This window comes from Oceanimonas sp. AH20CE76 (assembly GCF_039654065.1).
Classification (GTDB): domain Bacteria; phylum Pseudomonadota; class Gammaproteobacteria; order Enterobacterales; family Aeromonadaceae; genus Oceanimonas; species Oceanimonas smirnovii.
Genome location: NZ_CP155481.1, coordinates 2,578,434 through 2,595,130, shown reverse-complemented (window position 1 = coordinate 2,595,130; position 16,697 = coordinate 2,578,434). Strand labels below are relative to the sequence as shown.

The following is a 16,697-nucleotide window of genomic DNA, read 5'->3' as shown; positions in this document are numbered from 1 at the left end:
GCAACTCTGTCAATCTACGAGGGTAAAATGGCCTCTTATAGTACCAATGAATTCAAGTCCGGTCTCAAGATTATGCTGGACGGCGAGCCTTGCGCCATTATCGAGAACGAATTCGTTAAGCCCGGCAAAGGTCAGGCCTTCAACCGCGTAAAAATTCGCCGCCTGCTCAATGGCAAGGTGCTGGAAAAAACCTTTAAGTCCGGCGACAGCGTAGAAGCTGCCGACGTAATGGACGTGGAGCTGGCCTATCTTTATAACGATGGCGAGTTCTACCATTTCATGAATAACGATACATTTGAGCAGATTGCTGCCGATGAAAAGGCGGTAGGTGATACCAAGCTGTGGCTGAAAGAGCAGGATGTATGCACCCTGACTCTGTGGAATAACGCTGCCATTTCCGTGACACCGCCAAACTTTGTTGAGCTGGAAGTGGTAGAAACCGATCCGGGCCTGAAAGGTGACACTGCCGGTACCGGCGGCAAGCCTGCTACCCTGAGCACAGGTGCCGTGGTGCGGGTGCCGCTGTTTATTCAAATCGGTGAAGTGCTGCGTGTAGATACCCGCTCCGGCGAATACGTGTCCCGCGTAAAATAAGCTTTGGCTTTACATATAAAAAAGGCGCCTTTGGGCGCCTTTTTTATTGTAAAGCAGCTGTAAGCTATCAGCCTGTCTCTTAGTCACAAGTCGAGTCCATGGAACAACTCATAGGACTCGACGTAATTCATCAGGGTGAACCAGCCACTCCATAGCGCTTTCGTTCCTACCCGACCATTCCTGGCGGTGTTATGCCAGCGGCCAAGTCGGGCCAGAGCATAATAGGCCCAGTACAGCGAAGGGGGATGTGTCGGGAAGGCTGCCTTCTTCTCTGTCTTACGCCAGAGCAATCGCCATGCAATCGGGGGCAGCAGGCATTCGCAGCTCACCGCTTTTGCATCTTCCCGATTCTGCGCCACTTCTTTCAACTGCATCAAGCGAACGGCGATGAACGCTTTCACCACCGCTATCCGGCGCAGGTTTTCCCGAGTCTGCATGCGCACGTCTTCCACCTTGGTGCCTTCGGATTTCCACACCCGATGGAACTCCTCAATTCGCCAGCGTAGCTCATAAAAACGGACAATACGCAGGGCGGCTGCGGCATCAGGCAGCGGCTCTGATGTATACAGGATCCACTGCAATGGGTCTTTCCTGTCCTGATCGACTTCCTGACAGTACACCACGTTCAACGTCAGGGTTTTCTCCGCGTTGGCGCGTTGTGGCTTTTTGATGGTCAGCTGGGTATAGCTCAAGGCTACATGGGCGGTTCGGGCCGGTCGTCCACCTCGCTGAGCCACATAGACCTGGTAACACGCCACGGGCTTCAGTGCCTGCAGCACATCATGCAGTTTGCCTGTCGAGGTCTCGTCGTCGAGGACATTACGGTTATCGGAGGCGCGCACCACAAAGCGATGTTGATGCTGCTGCTGGTAAGCGAGATATTCATAGATATCAGCCTCCCGGTCACACACATCGATGATATGGCTCATGTCATTAACTCGGCCGGCCAGTGTTTCCATACCGCGTTGCCATTTATAGCTTTCTTTTTTAGTCCGTTCACGACACTGCAGCTGATGACCTTTTCCGGTTTGTTTCTGCTCACGGTGCCAGTAATACTGGTTAGCCAACCCAATCACGCACTCATTATCGGCATCCAGCATCAGCGTGGAATGGGCATAGAGGGTTCTGCCTTTGGCTGAGGCTTTCTTGTTACTGGCGGAGTTGACCTCGCCCAGCTCCTCACGCACCGCATGCTTGTAGCTGAGTCCGGTGGTGTCCTGTAACGCCAGCACCAGCGGGCGCACTGAGGCAATGGCAAGGGTACGTTCAAACCCGGCGTCAGCAATGGTGTCCGGTGAAATCACCTCGTTGCGAATAAAACGGTATGCCCCTTCAATGCTGGCAGGATCGACCGCAGCCTCGGCAACAGAGCCGTCAGCGCGTGCCGCCATGTCTGCCGCCATCTTGGTCAGTCTTCTGGTTCGACGGGGGTCACCCAGCCTGGCATTTCCGAAAATCAATGTTGCCCACTGGGTTGGATCGGCTTCAAACATGGCACGCTCTTTGAGTCAAAATGCCATTAGATCATAGTGATAGGGCGTTTGAGAATAACATTAGGTGGAAAAGGTTGGCCGTAGTGCACTACTGCCAACCTTTTATTTTCAATTGATGTCAAGAAAAACTTGTGACTAAGAGACAGGCTATCAGCTTTAAGCTGTAAGTCAAACACGACTCCCGTGCCTGTGAGCTCGGAGGCCTGTATAAACCGGGCCACAATGAGCCCGATTGCTGACAGATGACGGTGATTTTCTTACAGCTGACAGCTTACCGCTTATAGCTGTTATTCTTTGCCGTAAACGTTGTTTTCCTGCTCGCGCACGCGAATAAAGGTGGTGCGCTTGGTCAGTTCTTTCAGACGCTGGGCACCCACATAGGTGCAGGTAGAGCGCACGCCGCCGAGCACGTCGTTCACTGTGTTGTCGACCGGACCACGGTAGGCCAGTTCAACGGTTTTACCTTCCGCTGCGCGGTATTTGGCTACACCGCCGGCGTGCTTGTCCATGGCGCTGGCAGAGCTCATGCCGTAGAACTTCATAAATTGCTGGCCGTCACGCTCAATCAGCTCGCCACCGCATTCTTCATGGGCCGCCAGCATACCGCCCAGCATCACGAAGTCGGCACCGCCGCCAAAGGCTTTGGCGACATCGCCGGGGCAGGTGCAGCCGCCGTCACCGATGATCTGACCGCCCAGACCGTGGGCCGCATCGGCACACTCGATAATGGCCGACAGCTGAGGGTAGCCCACGCCGGTTTTAACACGGGTGGTGCACACTGAGCCGGGGCCAATGCCTACTTTAACAATGTCGGCACCGCACAGGATCAGCTCTTCCACCATTTCACCGGTCACCACGTTGCCGGCAATAATGGTGTGCTTGGGGCACTGCTCACGCACACGGGAGACAAAAGAAGCAAAGTGCTCGCTGTAGCCGTTGGCCACGTCAATGCAGATAAAGCCCAGGTCATCAGACAGCGCCAGAATTTGCTGCAGTTTTTCAAAGTCTTTATCTGAAGTGCCGGTAGAGACAATAACGTGCTCAAGCACATCGGTGCCGGACTCGGTAACAAAGGCCTGCCATTGTTCTACGGTGTAGTGTTTGTGAACCGCGGTCAGCATGTCATGACGGGCCAGGGCTCGGGCCATTTCAAAAGTGGCGACTGTGTCCATGTTGGCGGCGATCACCGGTACGCCAGACCAGCGGCGACCTGAATGCTTAAAGGTGAACTCCCTGTTCAGCTCGACCTGAGCACGGCTGTTAAGGGTGGAGCGCTTGGGGCGAAACAGCACATCCCTAAAGCCCAGTTTCAAGTCTTCTTCGATACGCATTGGTATTACCTCAGTAAATGACAGGCACAAAAAAACCGGGGGTTTTTTAGGCCCCCGGTTTTAGGCATTCTAGCCACGACGAACTTTTTTGCAACTATTCCTGACCTTTAGTTCAGATATTTTATTGCGGGAGTGTCAGTCAAGGCCAAAACCATCTTGTTACTTTGCTCTGCACTGGCCATTCACAGGGGGTTTGACGTTGCTTTTGCGAGGGAAGTGCTGCTGACAACAATGCTCACCCAGGAAGAGTAAGGGCTTTTGTTCTGGTTAAAATTGCGTCATTATTGGAAAAACCACAGGGTGAGGACGGCGTCATGTTCAGGATCACAGGATTGGATCATCTGGTGTTGCGGGTGCGTAATCCGCAGCGCATGCTGAATTTTTACTGCAAGGTACTGGGGTGCACCCTGGAGCGGGAAAAAGCTGATATCGGGCTGTATCAGCTGCGAGCCGGCGATCAGCTGATCGATTTGGTCGACATTCGCGGTCCTCTTGGGGGCGAAGGAGAAGCGGCGGATCATTGCCGGGCCAATATGGATCATTTCTGTTTGCGTATCGATCCTTTCGAGCCTGATGCCTTGCTCAATTACCTTAGTTTGTCCGGCGCTATCTGTGAGCGTCCGGCCATGCGTTATGGTGCTCAGGGAGAAGGGCTGTCTATTTACCTGTTTGATCCTGAAGGCAACCAGATCGAGCTGAAAGGAGATACAAAGGCTGCCAGTCAAGACTGATTCCGGATACACTCGCCATTTTTACCGAGTGCATTTTTATGACGATACCTGCCTGGTCTCCCACCGCCGATGTCACCCTGCTGCGCCGGCGTGCCGAATTGCTTTCCGGGATCCGTGACTTCTTTGCCAAACGCGGCGTACTGGAGGTAGATACGCCTACCATGGCGGCGGCGGGCGTGACGGATCTGCATCTGGAAAACTTTGTCACTCATTTTGTCGGGCCGGGCATGGCACAGGGTCAGCAGCTCTACCTGCAGACGTCGCCGGAATTTCATATGAAACGACTGCTGGCGGCCGGCAGCGGGCCTATCTACCAAATCTGTAAGTCTTACCGTAACGAAGAGTCAGGCCGCTTGCATAATCCCGAATTTACCATGCTGGAGTGGTACCGGCCCGGCTTTGATCATCACAAACTGATGGATGAAATGGCTGAGCTGCTGCAAGGAGTGCTGGGTTGTGCTGTACCGGAGCGTATCAGTTATGCCGGTGTGTTTGAGCGTATTTTGGGCGTCTGCCCGCTGACCGCGACGCTTGATGAATTACGTGAGGCCGGCAAGGGGCTGGGAGCTGATGATTTACTGGCGCAGGAAAAAGATCGCGATACCCTGCTGCAGCTGTTGTTTGCCTTTGGGGTTGAACCTGTGATTGGCCAGACAGCGCCCTGTTTTGTGTATGACTTTCCTGCCAGTCAGGCGGCACTGGCGCGCATTAATCCGTCTGATACCCGGGTGGCAGAGCGCTTTGAGGTATATTTTAAAGGCATAGAGCTGGCCAATGGGTTTCATGAACTGACCAATGCGGCCGAGCAGCGCGCCCGCTTTGAGCAGGATAATGATTTGCGCAGGGCGCGGGGTCTTGCTGTCAAGCCGGTGGATGAATACCTGCTGGCGGCATTGCAGGCTGGCCTGCCCGACTGTGCCGGTGTGGCGCTGGGCATAGACCGGCTGATGATGCTGGCGCTGGGAGCAGACCGGCTGGAGCAGGTGATCGCCTTTCCGGTCACCCGAGCGTAAAACTTCAGCTTTAAGTTTTAAGCTGTCAGCTATAAGCAGGTCGGTGTGGAGCGCAGTTACGGCGCCGTGATTGCAAGCACCGCTGTGTTGCTTACAGCTTCCAGCTGATCGCTTACAGCTCCCCTCTAAGGGGCCGGCGGGTAGTTCTCGAGCAGCTCGGCAACCTGCTGATAAATATGCTCCCGGCGGTCCCGGCCGCGACTGCCGTCACTCGGAAAAGCATCGGGGTGGCGGCTGGTCCAGACCACCTTGCCGGTGTCAGGCTGAGTCAGTCGCAGCACCAGATGCAGCTCCCGGCGGGCACCGTAAATCCGCTCTTCCTCCCAGAAGCCATTACGGCCAAACATATTGGGCATGGTGGTCAGCAGGCGCATCTCTTCGTCCAGCCGGTAGTCGAGCCATAACGAGGCCAGCGGTGCTTCTGTAACGGCCAGGCCGCTAACGGGTAACAATGCCCTGGCAGCATCGGCAATGCGGGCACCGTCCAGCGAGGTGGTGTCCATGTCCGGGCTCAGAGCCACTGTGTTAAAACGGCTGAAGTCGGCTTCTTCAGAATAATCGTAAGGGGCGGCACAGCCGCTCAGCAGCCATATCAGAGCCAGTATTCTTATCATCATTGCCTCCCATCAGGCCGGGTTATCGGCATCAGCGGTCGTGAATGTGCGGCCATGCTCTCCCACCAGGCGAATATCCACCTGCTGGTGCGGAATGCGAATATCGTGGCGGCGCAGTCGCTCCAGCAGCAAATTGTGCAGTTCGTGGGTCATGGGCATGCGGTGGCCCATGTCGTTCACATAGACCCGTACTTCATACACCAGCGCCGAGTCGGTCAGCTCCACCAGAAAGGCTTCAGGCACCGGGTTATCAAGGATCAGGCTGCATTCGGCAATGGCGTCCTGCAGCAGCTGCTGCACCGTCTCCACATCCGCATCGAGCCGTACCCGTACATAGAGTTTGACCCGGGTAATGGCATCGGACAGGGACCAGTTGACAAACTGCTCGGTAATAAAGGCCTTGTTAGGCACGATAATTTCCCGTCTGTCCCAGTCCACTATGGTGGTGGCCCGGGTTTTGATTTTGGAAATGGTGCCGGTGAGATCGCGAATGGTAACGGTGTCACCGATTCGAATGGGCTTTTCAAACAAAATGATCAGGCCCGACACAAAGTTGGCAAAGATTTCCTGAAGACCAAAACCCAGCCCTACCGACAGCGCCGCCACCAGCCATTGCAGCTTGGACCAGTCAATGCCCAGCATGGCAAAGGTGGCAAAGGCCCCGAACAGCAGCACCAGATATTTGGAAATGGTGGTAATGGCAAAGCCGGTACCCGGTGACAGATTAAGATGCTGCAGCACACTCAGCTCCATCAGCCCCGGCAGGTTGCGGGCGGTGATCAGGGTTAATACCATCAGAAAAACGGCAAGCACCAGATCTTTCAGGGAAATGGGCACCAGGGTATCTTCGCCGGCCAGACTGCTGGACACATGCCAGACTTCAATGCTGTCGAGAAAACTGAAGGCGGTGTTGATCTCGGACCACAGTAACATCAGGGTCAGAATATAGCCCAGCATCAGCACCGAGCGCAGCAGCCCCAGAGACTGAGCGCTGATGGCATCCAGATCCACCTCGGCCACAGCGGCGGCTTCCGCTTCCGGGCTGGGAGGCGTCTCCTGAGGCTCGTCCCGCTCTTTCTCCTTGCGCTGAGCCAGGATCTCGGCGCGTCTTGCCTTGGCACGCTCAAAGGCCAGCCGCCGGCGCTGCAGCAGCATCCAGCGGCGAACCGAATAATAAGCCATCACAAAGCCCAGCCCGGCCAGCACCGAGACTTCCAGCTGGCGCAGCAGAGTGTGGGCGGTAAACAGATAGCCCATGATGGCAGCGGCACCGGCCAGCAGCGGTGCCGTGATCAGCAGCCCCCACAGCAGATGATTGGCCAGGGTCAGGTGTTCCTTTTTGGGAGCGGAGACCAGCAGCGGCATGTCCTGACGGTATAACCGCCAGGAAAACAGGCTGATCATCACACTGATGTAAATAAAGGCCAGCCGGCCAAGGGTGTCATAAAGGGAAAACTCCCTGAACTCCCGGGCGGTGTAAAACAGCAGCAACATCGGCAGCAAACTCAGCATCAGAGTGCGGAATTGCCGCCAGACCCGGCGTACCTGCTCGGCGGGAAGATTGAAGTGCATCACCAGCAGGCCCTTGGGCAGGGTCAGGTTACCAATGAGCAGCAAAATAAATACCGGCAGCATCAGCGCCCGCAGCGCTTCGGCCAGGGACACCACAATGGGAGAGGCCAGTGGTGAGTCGATGGCATGAGACAGCAAAGACAACAGCGCGGTAATGGGCAGGGCGGTAAGCACACTCAGCAGCAGGGTATTAAAGGTGTAACCGTATTTGTCCTGAGTGACATTACCGATGCGCGGGCTGATGCGCGCCAGATAATCGCGCAGGCTGCGCCGGCTGAGCAGCCACAAATACAGCACCACCATGGAGCTGATGCCATAAAGCGTCAGGCTCGCTCCTCCCTGCTGCTGCAGCGCGCGGGGCAGGGCGGTCCAGGTGGCGGTACGGGTCAGCCAGTCCAGGGTTTCCATCAGGGCCGCAGGAAAATTACTGTCTACCGGGCGCAGATCCGGCAGCCAGAACAACCGCTCTTCGGTCAGGGCCCGAATTTCTTCCAGCTGACCATTTTGCCGGCTGTAGGCTACCTTGAGCCGGGTTTGTTCATGAATTTCATTATCGGTAACCGCCAGCAGCCGTTCCAGCAGGCGGGCCCGGGTAGTGAGCAGTTCATCAAGCAACAATTGCTGCTCTTCGCTCAGGCTCTGCTCCAGGGTCAGCAACCGGTTGCGGTAGCTGTTATTGGCAAGATCATCAAAATCTTCCTGATAGCCATATCTGTCTACCCGGCTCTGCACGATGCGGGCTTCCAGCTGGTGCAGCGGGTAGGGAGCGGGCAGTTCGCTCAGGCGATTACGCAGGTTCTCACCAAAACCGCGGCTCACTTCCAGCCATTCCAGCTGTTCTTTCAGGTTGTTTTTAAGGGTGCTGAGTTCGTTAACGGCACTTTCTACCGCCTGATTTTCCAGCTGTAAAGACTCTATGGTACGGCTGCGCTCGGCCAGGGTAACGGAAAGCTGCTGATTGCGCTCCTGCTCTCGGGCAAGCAGGGGGGAGTCAGTTTCTACTTCGTCCAGTAACCGTTCGCTTTCAGCAATGGCGGCTTCCGTAGTAGCCCGGCGCAACTCATTCTGCCGGTTTTGCAGGGCATCTATGTAATTGTCGAGATCGGTCAGCCGGAATTGCAGTATGTCCAGCCGCAGCTTGTTGAGAGTATCCCGGTTACCCGCCGACAGCTGCTCCAGCTCCAGCATCTGAATACGCCGCTGTAGTGCCTGCTCGCGAACCATGCTGAGAATGCGGTTAGCATTTTGCTGGCGGCTAGGGTTTTCGGTAAATTGCTGCTGATCCAGATTTTGCTGAGTCTGGCGTAGCTGCTGGCGCAGTTCGTCGAGCTGACTGTGAACGCCACTATTGCTCAGCTCCTGCAGGTTCAGGGTGTTGGTCAGCTCTTCCCGCTGGCGGCGCAGCTCAAGCCGGCGGGCCTGAGCATCTACCAGCGCCTGATCCAGATCCACGCCGTCGAGCAGCGGAATATTTTCGGTGGAGGTGCCTTTAAGTCCGGCTTTTTGTTGCTCCAGTTTTTTCAGTGCCGCCGGATATTCTTCCATAAACTGGCGCAGGCTGTCGGTCTGACTGCGGTAGCGCTCTCCTTCCCGTACCAGCTGCAGCGCCTGATTATAACTGTCGCGCAGCTTTTGCAGCTCAGGCTTGTCTCCTTCCGGAACTTCCTTCAGCAAGGCTTCTATATCGGCTACGCTTTGATCTGCCGGCACCGGGGCCGGCAGCAACAACAGCATAAAAAACAGCAGTACAGGGGCAAACACGGCAACCTCTCTCAGCGGGGCTGGATTAATCAGGGTTGAACAAGACGACCGAACTCGGTGCCCATGCGGGTGCTGGTGCCGGGAGTGAGTGTTTCACTCAGCGTGACGGCATCTGGCCCGAATAAACACACTACCGTGCTGCCCAGCTTGAACCGGCCCATTTCATCACCTTTGGCCAGGCGCGGAGCCGTATCAGCATTATAGTCCCAGCGTTGCACTCGTTTGCCCGGCGGCGGCGTCACGGTGCCGGCCCAGACGGTTTCAATGCTGGCCACTATGGTGGCCCCCACCAGCACCATGGCCATAGGGCCGGCGCTGGTATCAAAAATACACGCCACCCGCTCGTTGCGGGCAAACAGCTCCGGTACGCGAGAAGCGGTGAGCGGGTTGACCGAAAACAGTTCGCCGGGCACATACACCATGGTCTTGAGCACGCCGTCCAGCGGCATATGAATGCGGTGATAGTCTTTGGGAGCCAGATAAATGGTGGCAAAGTCACCGTTCATAAAGGGCGCAGCCAGCGCCTTGTCGCCACCGAGCAGGGTGCGGGCACTGAAGTCATGGCCCTTGGCCTGAATAATACGGCCCTGCTCAATGGGTGCCAGCTGGCTGATGGCACCGTCTACCGGCATGGCCAGCACCTCGTCGCCCGGTACCAAAGGGCGCGCGTCTTCTTTCAGCGGGCGGGTAAAAAATTCATTAAAGCTTTTATAGTGTTCCGGCTCGCTGTAAGCAGCTTCGCTCATGTCCACCTTATAGCGGCGAATAAATTGTTTGATCAGCCACTGGGTCAGAGCACCGGCCTCGGCGGCGGCGAGTTTGCCCACCAGGCGTGACAGAGCGTGCTTGGGTAACAGGTATTGCAGCAGAATTTTCAGATGATCTTTCATTGTGATTGAGTACCGTCAGGAATTGGGGTGATAGCGATCAGGCTTGTCGGCCATGGCATCCATAATGCGGTGATAGCTGTCCAGCCGCTCTGCATGAATACGGCCCTCGGCCGCAGCCTGCTGCAGCAGGCAGCCCGGATCGCTGCCGTGCTTGCAGTCGCGAAAGCGGCAGCCGCCCAGATAATCGCGAAACTCACGAAAACACCAGGCCACCCGCTCGGGAGCCAGATGCCAGAGAGAAAACTCGCGAATGCCGGGAGAGTCGATAAGTGAGCCGCCGGTGGCAAAATGATAGAGCCGGGCCGTGGTGGTAGTGTGCTGACCCAGACCGGAGTTATCGGATACGGCACCGGTTTGTGCTTCCACCTCAGGCATGATGGCGTTTACCAGCGACGACTTGCCCACACCGGACTGACCCACAAAAATACTGGTGTGGCTGCTCAGTGCCTGTTGCAGTTCATTCAGGCCTTCACCGGTGTCACAGCTCACCAGCAGCACCCGGTAGCCAATGTCGCGGTAGCGCTGCAAATCGCGCTCAGCGTCACGGCGCTGTTCGTCGCTCAGCAGGTCCACCTTGTTGAGCACCAGCATGGGTGGCATTTCCACGTCTTCGGCGGCCACCAGATAGCGGTCGATGATATGGCAGCTCAGCTCCGGCAGCACCGCAGATACCACTACTATCTGATCGATATTGGCCGCTACCGGTTTGATGCCGTCGTAATAGTCAGGGCGGGTGAGCACTGTGGTGCGCGGGTGTACTGCTTCCACCACGCCGCTGATGCCCTGCAAGGCCTCTGTGCCGGGCCGCCATACCACATGGTCTCCGGTTACCAGCGAGCCCAGGGTGCGGCGCAGATTGCAGCGATGAATGTTACCGTCACTGTCTTCAATGTCAGCATGCTGACCAAAGCGGCTGATCACCACCCCTTCCTGCGGGGCACCCAGCTGGGTGTCGTCAATGACTTCGGACTGCTGTTTTTTCAGGCGGCGGCTGTGGTTATCGCTAACGCGGCGCTTCTGGCCTTTACTCAGACGTTTCTTCTTGGTCACGCTGTTCCTCGAACCTGTTTTTACTGCCGGCTATGATACACTTTCCCGTTCAACCTTGTCCTTATTTGCCAAGCCGCAGGAACGCAAACCATGACGCAAAGTGCAGAAAACCTGGTATGGATCGATCTGGAAATGACCGGCCTTGATCCCGATGAACACAGAGTGATTGAAATTGCCAGCATAGTGACTGATAAGGATCTCAATATTCTGGCAGAAGGGCCTGTGCTGGCTATTCACCAGAGCGAAGCCGAGCTTGGCAAAATGGACGAGTGGAACGTGAACACTCATACCGGCTCGGGCCTGGTGGCCAGAGTGCAGGCCAGCACCATTACTGAAGATGAAGCAGTGAAACAGACGCTGGCGTTTTTGCGTCAGTGGGTGCCGGAAGGCAGCTCGCCCCTGTGTGGTAACTCCATCGGTCAGGACAGGCGTTTTATGGTGCGGCACATGCCGGCGCTGGAAGCCTTTTTTCACTACCGCAATGTGGATGTGAGCACGGTAAAAGAGCTGGTACGCCGCTGGAAACCGGAACTGCTGGAGCAATTTACCAAAAAAGGCAGTCATCAGGCCCTGGACGATATTCGTGAGTCCATTGCCGAACTGCAGTTCTACCGCCGGCATGTGTTTACCATTTAAACGCAAAACAGCCAAATTTTAGTCGTTTGGCGACAATTTCAGCAAACGGCTAACCTGCTTTAAAAAAGGCTTGCATTCGATCGGTTCGTGCTTATACTACGCCTCCCGTAGCCAAGAGGAATTGCGAAGCAAGCCACTGGTTACAACAGACTGAATACAGTCAGCGCAGGAATAGCTCAGCTGATATTGAGCTTAACCTTGCTGAAGTTGATGAGGGTCGCGTCGCGGCTCCATGCACCAGTTAAAAGTATTACGCGGGAATAGCTCAGCTGGTAGAGCACAACCTTGCCAAGGTTGGGGTCGCGAGTTCGAATCTCGTTTCCCGCTCCAAATTTAAAGCACGGGTTACCAGACCGGTGTTTGAAGCAAGTTAAAATCCACGGGAATAGCTCAGCTTATAGAGCTTGATCTTGCTGACGTTGATGAGGGTCGCGCCGCGGCTCCATGCAAAAGTTAAAAGTTTTATGCGGGAATAGCTCAGCTGGTAGAGCACAACCTTGCCAAGGTTGGGGTCGCGAGTTCGAATCTCGTTTCCCGCTCCAAATTAAAAAGCCGACTTCATAGTCGGCTTTTTGCTTTTCTGAGCCTGCATAATTCGCGTATAAGCCTGCTGCGGCTTCGTATCGTGCTATCAGCGCGCATGCGCAGACATACCTTTATCCACGGCGCGAATAAGGCGGGCGGTTTTTCGGTTTTGCTGTTCCAGCTTGCCGCTCTGCTGCGCCAGTGCCCAGTCAATGTGCTCGCGCACCATATCGTCCACGTTATCACGCTTTTCTTTGAGCGCCTGCACCACCATGGGGCTGGCGGGCGCATTGCCCAGTGCCACGGCAATATTGCGCAGCCAGCGGCGATGACCAATACGGCGAATGGGGCTGCCTTCGGTTACTTTCAGAAAATGGGTTTCGTTCCAGCTGAACAGCTCCAGCAGTTGTGGCGCATGCAGCTGCTTCCTGGGCGCAAAGTCCGGCTCCTGGCTGGCGCCGGCAAAGCGGTTCCAGGGGCAGATTAACTGGCAGTCGTCACAGCCGTAGATGCGGTTGCCCATCAAGGGGCGAAACTCTTGCGGAATGGGGCCGTCCAGTTCAATGGTGAGGTAGGAAATACAGCGGCGGGCATCCACTACATAGGGCTCTACAATGGCCTGGGTAGGGCAAATGGTCAGGCAGGCCACACAATTGCCGCAGCCTTCTTCCACCGGCGAGTCTACCGGCAGCGGCAAATTTACCAGCAGCTCGCCCAGAAAGAAAAAAGAGCCCTGCTCCCGGTTGATCAGCAGCGAATGTTTGCCGGTCCAGCCCAGACCAGCATTGGCTGCCAGCGGCCGCTCCAGCACCGGGGCCGAGTCGACAAAGGGACGGGCCACCAGCTGCTCTGCCCGGCTCTGAATTTTTTCTGCCAGTTTTTTTAGCCGGTTACGTAATACCTTGTGATAATCCCGGCCAAGGGCGTAACGGCTGATGTAACCTTTCTCAGGATCGCTCAGAACATGGGCGATGGCAGCGTGCTCGGGCAAATAACTCATGCGTACCGAAATTACCCGCAGAGTGCCCGGCAGCAGCTCATGGGGGCGGGCGCGCATCATGCCATGGCGCTCCATATACTCCATGTCACCGTGATAGCCCTTTGCCAGCCAGCTGCCGAGCAGGGGCTCTTCACCGGACAAATCGGTCCCGGTAATGCCGGCCTGGTCAAAGCCTAGCTCTGCTGCCCAGAGCTTGATATCGTGAGCCAATGCATCTAAGTCGGGAGTGGTCATGAGCATTACCGGTCTGGAAAAGCCCCATATTCTAACACAAGGGCTCTGGCTGCCGGAGCAGATCCAACAAGGAGAGCGTCAGGCGGCTGCCGCCATGGGCATGGCCATGTTTGAGCTGATGTCCCGGGCCGGGCTGGCGGCCTTTGAACTGGCCCGCCGGCAATGGCCTCAGGCCCGGCACTGGTGGGTATTTTGTGGTGGTGGTAATAACGGCGGTGATGGTTATGTGGTGGCCCGGCTGGCCCGTGCCGCCGGCATTCATGTGCAGCTGGTGCAGATGGGCGATGCCGAAGCCCTCAGCGGAGATGCCGCCACCGCGCGGGATCATTACCGGGCTGACGGCGGAGCCATCGAGCAGCTGGGGGCGCTGCAGGGAACACCCGATCTGGTGATCGACGCCTTGCTCGGCACCGGCCTCAGCGGCACGCCCAGGGGCGTAGCCCTGCAGCATATTGCGGCCATTAACCGGCTGAATGTGCCCGTGCTGGCCATGGATGTGCCATCCGGTCTGTGTGCCGGCACCGGCTGTATTCCTGCCGAGGCGGTATCCGCTCATACCACCATCAGCTTTGTGGGTCTGAAAACCGGCCTGCTGACCGGGCGCGGACCAGACGTGTGCGGACATGTTTGCCTGGCGGACCTGGGTATTCAGCACCGGCTGCCGTCAATGCCGGTTGTTGAACTGTTACACTGGCATACCCAGCGAAAGGCACTGCCAGCGCGCCGCCGGGGAGCGCACAAAGGAGAAACCGGCCGCTTGCTGGTGGCTGGCGGTTATGCCGGTATGAGCGGAGCTATTCGCCTAGCCGGTGAAGCGGCGCTGCGCTGTGGCACCGGTCTGGTGCGGCTGGTGAGCCATGCCAGCCATGTGCACTGGCTGAACCTGACCCGGCCCGAGCTGATGACCGCCACCTTTCCGGAGTTTAGCCAGTGGCATTGGTGTGATGCGCTGGTGACAGGCCCGGGGCTTGGCCGCAATGACTGGAGCCGGGCATTGATGACGGCAGCGCTGAATGCCGGCAAACCCATGGTGATCGATGCCGATGCCCTGCATTTGCTGCAGGGCAAAGCACCGGTACAGGCAGTATTAACCCCTCACTCCGGTGAGGCCGCCGCTTTGCTGGGGTGTACGGCTGCTGAAATAGAAACCAACCGATTGGCGGCGGTGCAAGAGCTGCGGGAACAAACCGGAGCCGTTGTGGTCCTGAAAGGAGTAGGAACCCTGATTGCCGGCCCCAGTGGCACAGCACTGTGCCCTCATGGTAATCCGGGCATGGCATCGGGGGGTATGGGAGACCTGTTATCTGGTATAATCGGCGCTTTTCTGGCCCAGGGGCTTGCGCCGGAAAGTGCCGCCCGTCTGGGGGTATGTCTGCATGCCTGTGCCGGCGACATGGCCGCCGCACAGGGCATGACCGGCATGCTGGCATCAGATTTGCTTTACCCTGTAAGAAGCCTTATCAATCAAACGGATGATTATGACAACAATAAGCCTGACACTGGCCGATGAGGCCGCCACTCTGGCTTTGGGCAAGGCCCTTGCCCAAAGCAGTGATACTGCCTGTGTCATTTTTCTGCATGGTGAACTGGGAGCGGGAAAAACAACCTTCAGCCGGGGAGTGATTCAGGCGCTGGGGCATACCGGCAAGGTAAAAAGTCCTACTTACACTCTGGTGGAGCCTTATCAGTGCGGTGAACGTGCCGTCTATCATTTTGATCTCTATCGTCTGGCGGATCCGGAAGAGCTGGAGTACATGGGCATTCGTGATTACTTTACCGGCAACAGCCTGTGTCTGGTGGAGTGGCCGGAGCGGGGCGCAGGGATGCTGCCTCAGGCCGATCTGGATATTACTCTCAGCTATGACGGTGATGGCCGTGTGGCAATGCTAACTGCCCATACCGACACCGGCCGCGCCGTGCTCAAGGCGGTATCATGATGAGAACCCTGCTGACGCTGTTTCTGGTACTTTGCTCTGTCAGTGTCTGGGCCAATCAGCTGGAAGGTATTCGTATCTGGCCGTCACCGAACAATACCCGCATTGTGCTTGATATGCAGGCCAGCCCCCGTTTTGATCATTTTATGCTGAATGGTCCGCACCGGCTGGTGGTGGATCTGGAGCAAACACAGAACCGGGTAAACTTTTCTGCCATTAAAAACAGCAGTGAGCTGATCACCCGGATTCGCGATAGCAAGCCGCCCAGGGCGGGCAGTTACCGGCTGGTATTTGAGCTGACGTCATCAGCCAGCCCGGTGGTGTTTCCGCTGGCTCCCGCCGGTAACTACGGACACCGGCTGGTGATCGACTTGCCGTATCAGGATCAAAGCAGAAAGCCCGAGCCTCCTGAGCGTAAAATGGCTCCGGCGGGCTTGCGTGAGCTGGTGGTGGCCATAGATGCCGGCCACGGCGGTGAAGATCCCGGTGCGGTTGGCCCCAAAAAGAACCATGAGAAGCACATTACCCTGGCTATCTCCCGCAAGCTGGCGGATCTTATCAACAAGGAGCCGGGCATGCGTGCAGTACTGACCCGCACCGGTGACTATTATGTGAACCTGAACCAGCGTTCCGAAATTGCCCGCAAGGCCCGAGCCGATCTGCTGCTGTCCATTCATGCCGACAGCGTGGCAAATCAGGGCCCTCGTGGCGCATCGGTCTGGTTGCTGTCATCCAACCGCGCCAACCGGGAAATGGCCGGCTGGCTGGAAAAACAGGAGCGTCAGTCCGAGCTGCTGGGCGGTGTGGGGGAAGTGATTTCCCAGACCGATGGAAATCCTTATCTCACCCGCACCTTTCTTGATCTGTCCATGGACCGCTCCCGCGCCGATAGTTATGCCATCAGTGAACACATATTGGCGGAAATGGCCAAGGTGGTGCGCCTGCATAAACGCAAGCCCGAACACGCCAGCCTGGCGGTGCTCAAGTCGCCGGATATACCGTCTTTGCTGATTGAAGCCGGGTTTATTTCGAACCCCCATGAAGAGCAGTTATTGCTGACGTCGTCCCATCAGCAAAAAATTGCGCAGGCGCTGCTCAATGGCGTTAAATCCTATTATCGGCAAAACCCGCCCAACGGCACCATGATGGCGGCCAAGGCGGCACCGGGCTCATCCATTCGCCATACGGTAAAAAGCGGTGAAAGCCTGTCGATCATCGCCCGCCGGTATGGCGTCTCGGTCAGCCGCATCAAGGGTCACAACGATCTAAATACCGATGTGGTACGGGTAGGGCAGGTGCTGAATATTCCGGGTAGTTAA

At 56.7% G+C, this 16,697-nt stretch carries 14 protein-coding genes and 2 tRNA genes; 9 read left to right on the top strand and 7 right to left on the bottom strand.

Translation table 11 applies throughout. The annotated features are described in order from the left end of the window. Positions 1–27: 27 nt before the first annotated feature. On the top strand, positions 28–594 hold the full coding sequence (efp, locus tag N2M06_RS12665) for an elongation factor P (protein ID WP_019935289.1): 567 nt from the start codon (positions 28–30) through the stop codon (positions 592–594). Positions 595–677: 83 nt separating this feature from the next. Here the strand turns inward: efp and N2M06_RS12660 are convergent, their stop codons facing one another. Continuing rightward, entirely contained in the window at positions 678–2,087 is a 1,410-nt protein-coding gene (locus N2M06_RS12660) for an IS4 family transposase (protein WP_346350935.1), read from the bottom strand. A gap of 287 nt (positions 2,088–2,374) precedes the next feature. After that, the gene (locus N2M06_RS12655; protein WP_019935290.1) at positions 2,375–3,418 is read right to left on the bottom strand and encodes a GMP reductase; all 1,044 of its coding nucleotides are present in this window, start codon (positions 3,416–3,418) and stop codon (positions 2,375–2,377) included. Between the two features lie 314 nt (positions 3,419–3,732). Between N2M06_RS12655 and N2M06_RS12650 the strand changes: the two genes are divergently transcribed. Further along, positions 3,733–4,149, top strand: a complete 417-nt coding sequence (locus N2M06_RS12650; protein WP_317075861.1) for a VOC family protein — start codon at positions 3,733–3,735, stop codon at positions 4,147–4,149. A gap of 38 nt (positions 4,150–4,187) precedes the next feature. Beyond that, positions 4,188–5,162: an elongation factor P--(R)-beta-lysine ligase gene (gene epmA / locus N2M06_RS12645; protein ID WP_346350934.1), complete on the top strand. Its 975-nt coding sequence runs from the start codon at positions 4,188–4,190 to the stop codon at positions 5,160–5,162. Positions 5,163–5,287: 125 nt separating this feature from the next. On the opposite strand, the gene N2M06_RS12640 is transcribed toward epmA, so the two are convergent. The 4 genes from N2M06_RS12640 to rsgA are packed head-to-tail and all read right to left on the bottom strand — an operon-like array spanning position 5,288 to position 11,049. Further along, positions 5,288–5,779, bottom strand: coding sequence for a DUF4136 domain-containing protein (locus N2M06_RS12640; RefSeq protein ID WP_346350933.1), 492 nt, complete (start codon positions 5,777–5,779; stop codon positions 5,288–5,290). Positions 5,780–5,788: 9 nt separating this feature from the next. Continuing rightward, on the bottom strand, positions 5,789–9,109 hold the full coding sequence (mscM, locus tag N2M06_RS12635; RefSeq protein ID WP_346350932.1) for a miniconductance mechanosensitive channel MscM: 3,321 nt from the start codon (positions 9,107–9,109) through the stop codon (positions 5,789–5,791). A 29-nt stretch (positions 9,110–9,138) separates the two neighbouring features. Further along, positions 9,139–9,999 (bottom strand): archaetidylserine decarboxylase, encoded by an 861-nt coding sequence (gene asd / locus N2M06_RS12630; RefSeq protein ID WP_346350931.1) that lies wholly within the window; start codon positions 9,997–9,999, stop codon positions 9,139–9,141. A 15-nt stretch (positions 10,000–10,014) separates the two neighbouring features. Next, a complete protein-coding gene (rsgA, locus tag N2M06_RS12625; RefSeq protein WP_019935296.1) occupies positions 10,015–11,049 on the bottom strand; it encodes a small ribosomal subunit biogenesis GTPase RsgA in 1,035 nt (344 codons plus the stop codon). Positions 11,050–11,139: 90 nt separating this feature from the next. On the opposite strand from rsgA, the gene orn reads away from it, so the two are divergent. From orn to N2M06_RS12610, 3 genes are all read left to right on the top strand, one after another. Continuing rightward, a complete protein-coding gene (gene orn, locus N2M06_RS12620; protein ID WP_317075867.1) occupies positions 11,140–11,685 on the top strand; it encodes an oligoribonuclease in 546 nt (181 codons plus the stop codon). Positions 11,686–11,939: 254 nt separating this feature from the next. Beyond that, positions 11,940–12,015: transfer RNA gene (locus N2M06_RS12615), tRNA-Gly, on the top strand. Positions 12,016–12,151: 136 nt separating this feature from the next. Next, positions 12,152–12,227, top strand: a tRNA-Gly gene (locus N2M06_RS12610). Between the two features lie 89 nt (positions 12,228–12,316). Here the strand turns inward: N2M06_RS12610 and queG are convergent. After that, on the bottom strand, positions 12,317–13,444 hold the full coding sequence (queG, locus tag N2M06_RS12605; RefSeq protein ID WP_346350930.1) for a tRNA epoxyqueuosine(34) reductase QueG: 1,128 nt from the start codon (positions 13,442–13,444) through the stop codon (positions 12,317–12,319). Between queG and N2M06_RS12600 the strand changes: the two genes are divergently transcribed. The 3 genes from N2M06_RS12600 to N2M06_RS12590 are packed head-to-tail and all read left to right on the top strand — an operon-like array spanning position 13,443 to position 16,697. Further along, the gene (locus N2M06_RS12600; protein WP_346350929.1) at positions 13,443–14,954 is read left to right on the top strand and encodes an NAD(P)H-hydrate dehydratase; all 1,512 of its coding nucleotides are present in this window, start codon (positions 13,443–13,445) and stop codon (positions 14,952–14,954) included. The two genes, queG and N2M06_RS12600, sit on opposite strands and share 2 nt — an antisense overlap. Beyond that, positions 14,920–15,381, top strand: a complete 462-nt coding sequence (gene tsaE / locus N2M06_RS12595) for a tRNA (adenosine(37)-N6)-threonylcarbamoyltransferase complex ATPase subunit type 1 TsaE (RefSeq protein WP_211212446.1) — start codon at positions 14,920–14,922, stop codon at positions 15,379–15,381. The genes N2M06_RS12600 and tsaE overlap by 35 nt, the downstream gene beginning before the upstream one ends. Next, positions 15,381–16,697 (top strand): N-acetylmuramoyl-L-alanine amidase, encoded by a 1,317-nt coding sequence (locus N2M06_RS12590; protein ID WP_026344868.1) that lies wholly within the window; start codon positions 15,381–15,383, stop codon positions 16,695–16,697. The genes tsaE and N2M06_RS12590 overlap by 1 nt, the downstream gene beginning before the upstream one ends.

Bases quoted from the DNA above. Each gene is read 5' to 3' on its own strand.
- efp (WP_019935289.1), top strand. From the start codon at position 28: ATGGCCTCTTATAGTACCAATGAATTCAAGTCCGGTCTCAAGATTATG.
- N2M06_RS12660 (WP_346350935.1), bottom strand. From the start codon at position 2,087: ATGTTTGAAGCCGATCCAACCCAGTGGGCAACATTGATTTTCGGAAAT.
- N2M06_RS12655 (WP_019935290.1), bottom strand. From the start codon at position 3,418: ATGCGTATCGAAGAAGACTTGAAACTGGGCTTTAGGGATGTGCTGTTT.
- N2M06_RS12650 (WP_317075861.1), top strand. From the start codon at position 3,733: ATGTTCAGGATCACAGGATTGGATCATCTGGTGTTGCGGGTGCGTAAT.
- epmA (WP_346350934.1), top strand. From the start codon at position 4,188: ATGACGATACCTGCCTGGTCTCCCACCGCCGATGTCACCCTGCTGCGC.
- N2M06_RS12640 (WP_346350933.1), bottom strand. From the start codon at position 5,779: ATGATGATAAGAATACTGGCTCTGATATGGCTGCTGAGCGGCTGTGCC.
- asd (WP_346350931.1), bottom strand. From the start codon at position 9,999: ATGAAAGATCATCTGAAAATTCTGCTGCAATACCTGTTACCCAAGCAC.
- orn (WP_317075867.1), top strand. From the start codon at position 11,140: ATGACGCAAAGTGCAGAAAACCTGGTATGGATCGATCTGGAAATGACC.
- N2M06_RS12600 (WP_346350929.1), top strand. From the start codon at position 13,443: ATGAGCATTACCGGTCTGGAAAAGCCCCATATTCTAACACAAGGGCTC.
- queG (WP_346350930.1), bottom strand. From the start codon at position 13,444: ATGACCACTCCCGACTTAGATGCATTGGCTCACGATATCAAGCTCTGG.
- N2M06_RS12590 (WP_026344868.1), top strand. From the start codon at position 15,381: ATGAGAACCCTGCTGACGCTGTTTCTGGTACTTTGCTCTGTCAGTGTC.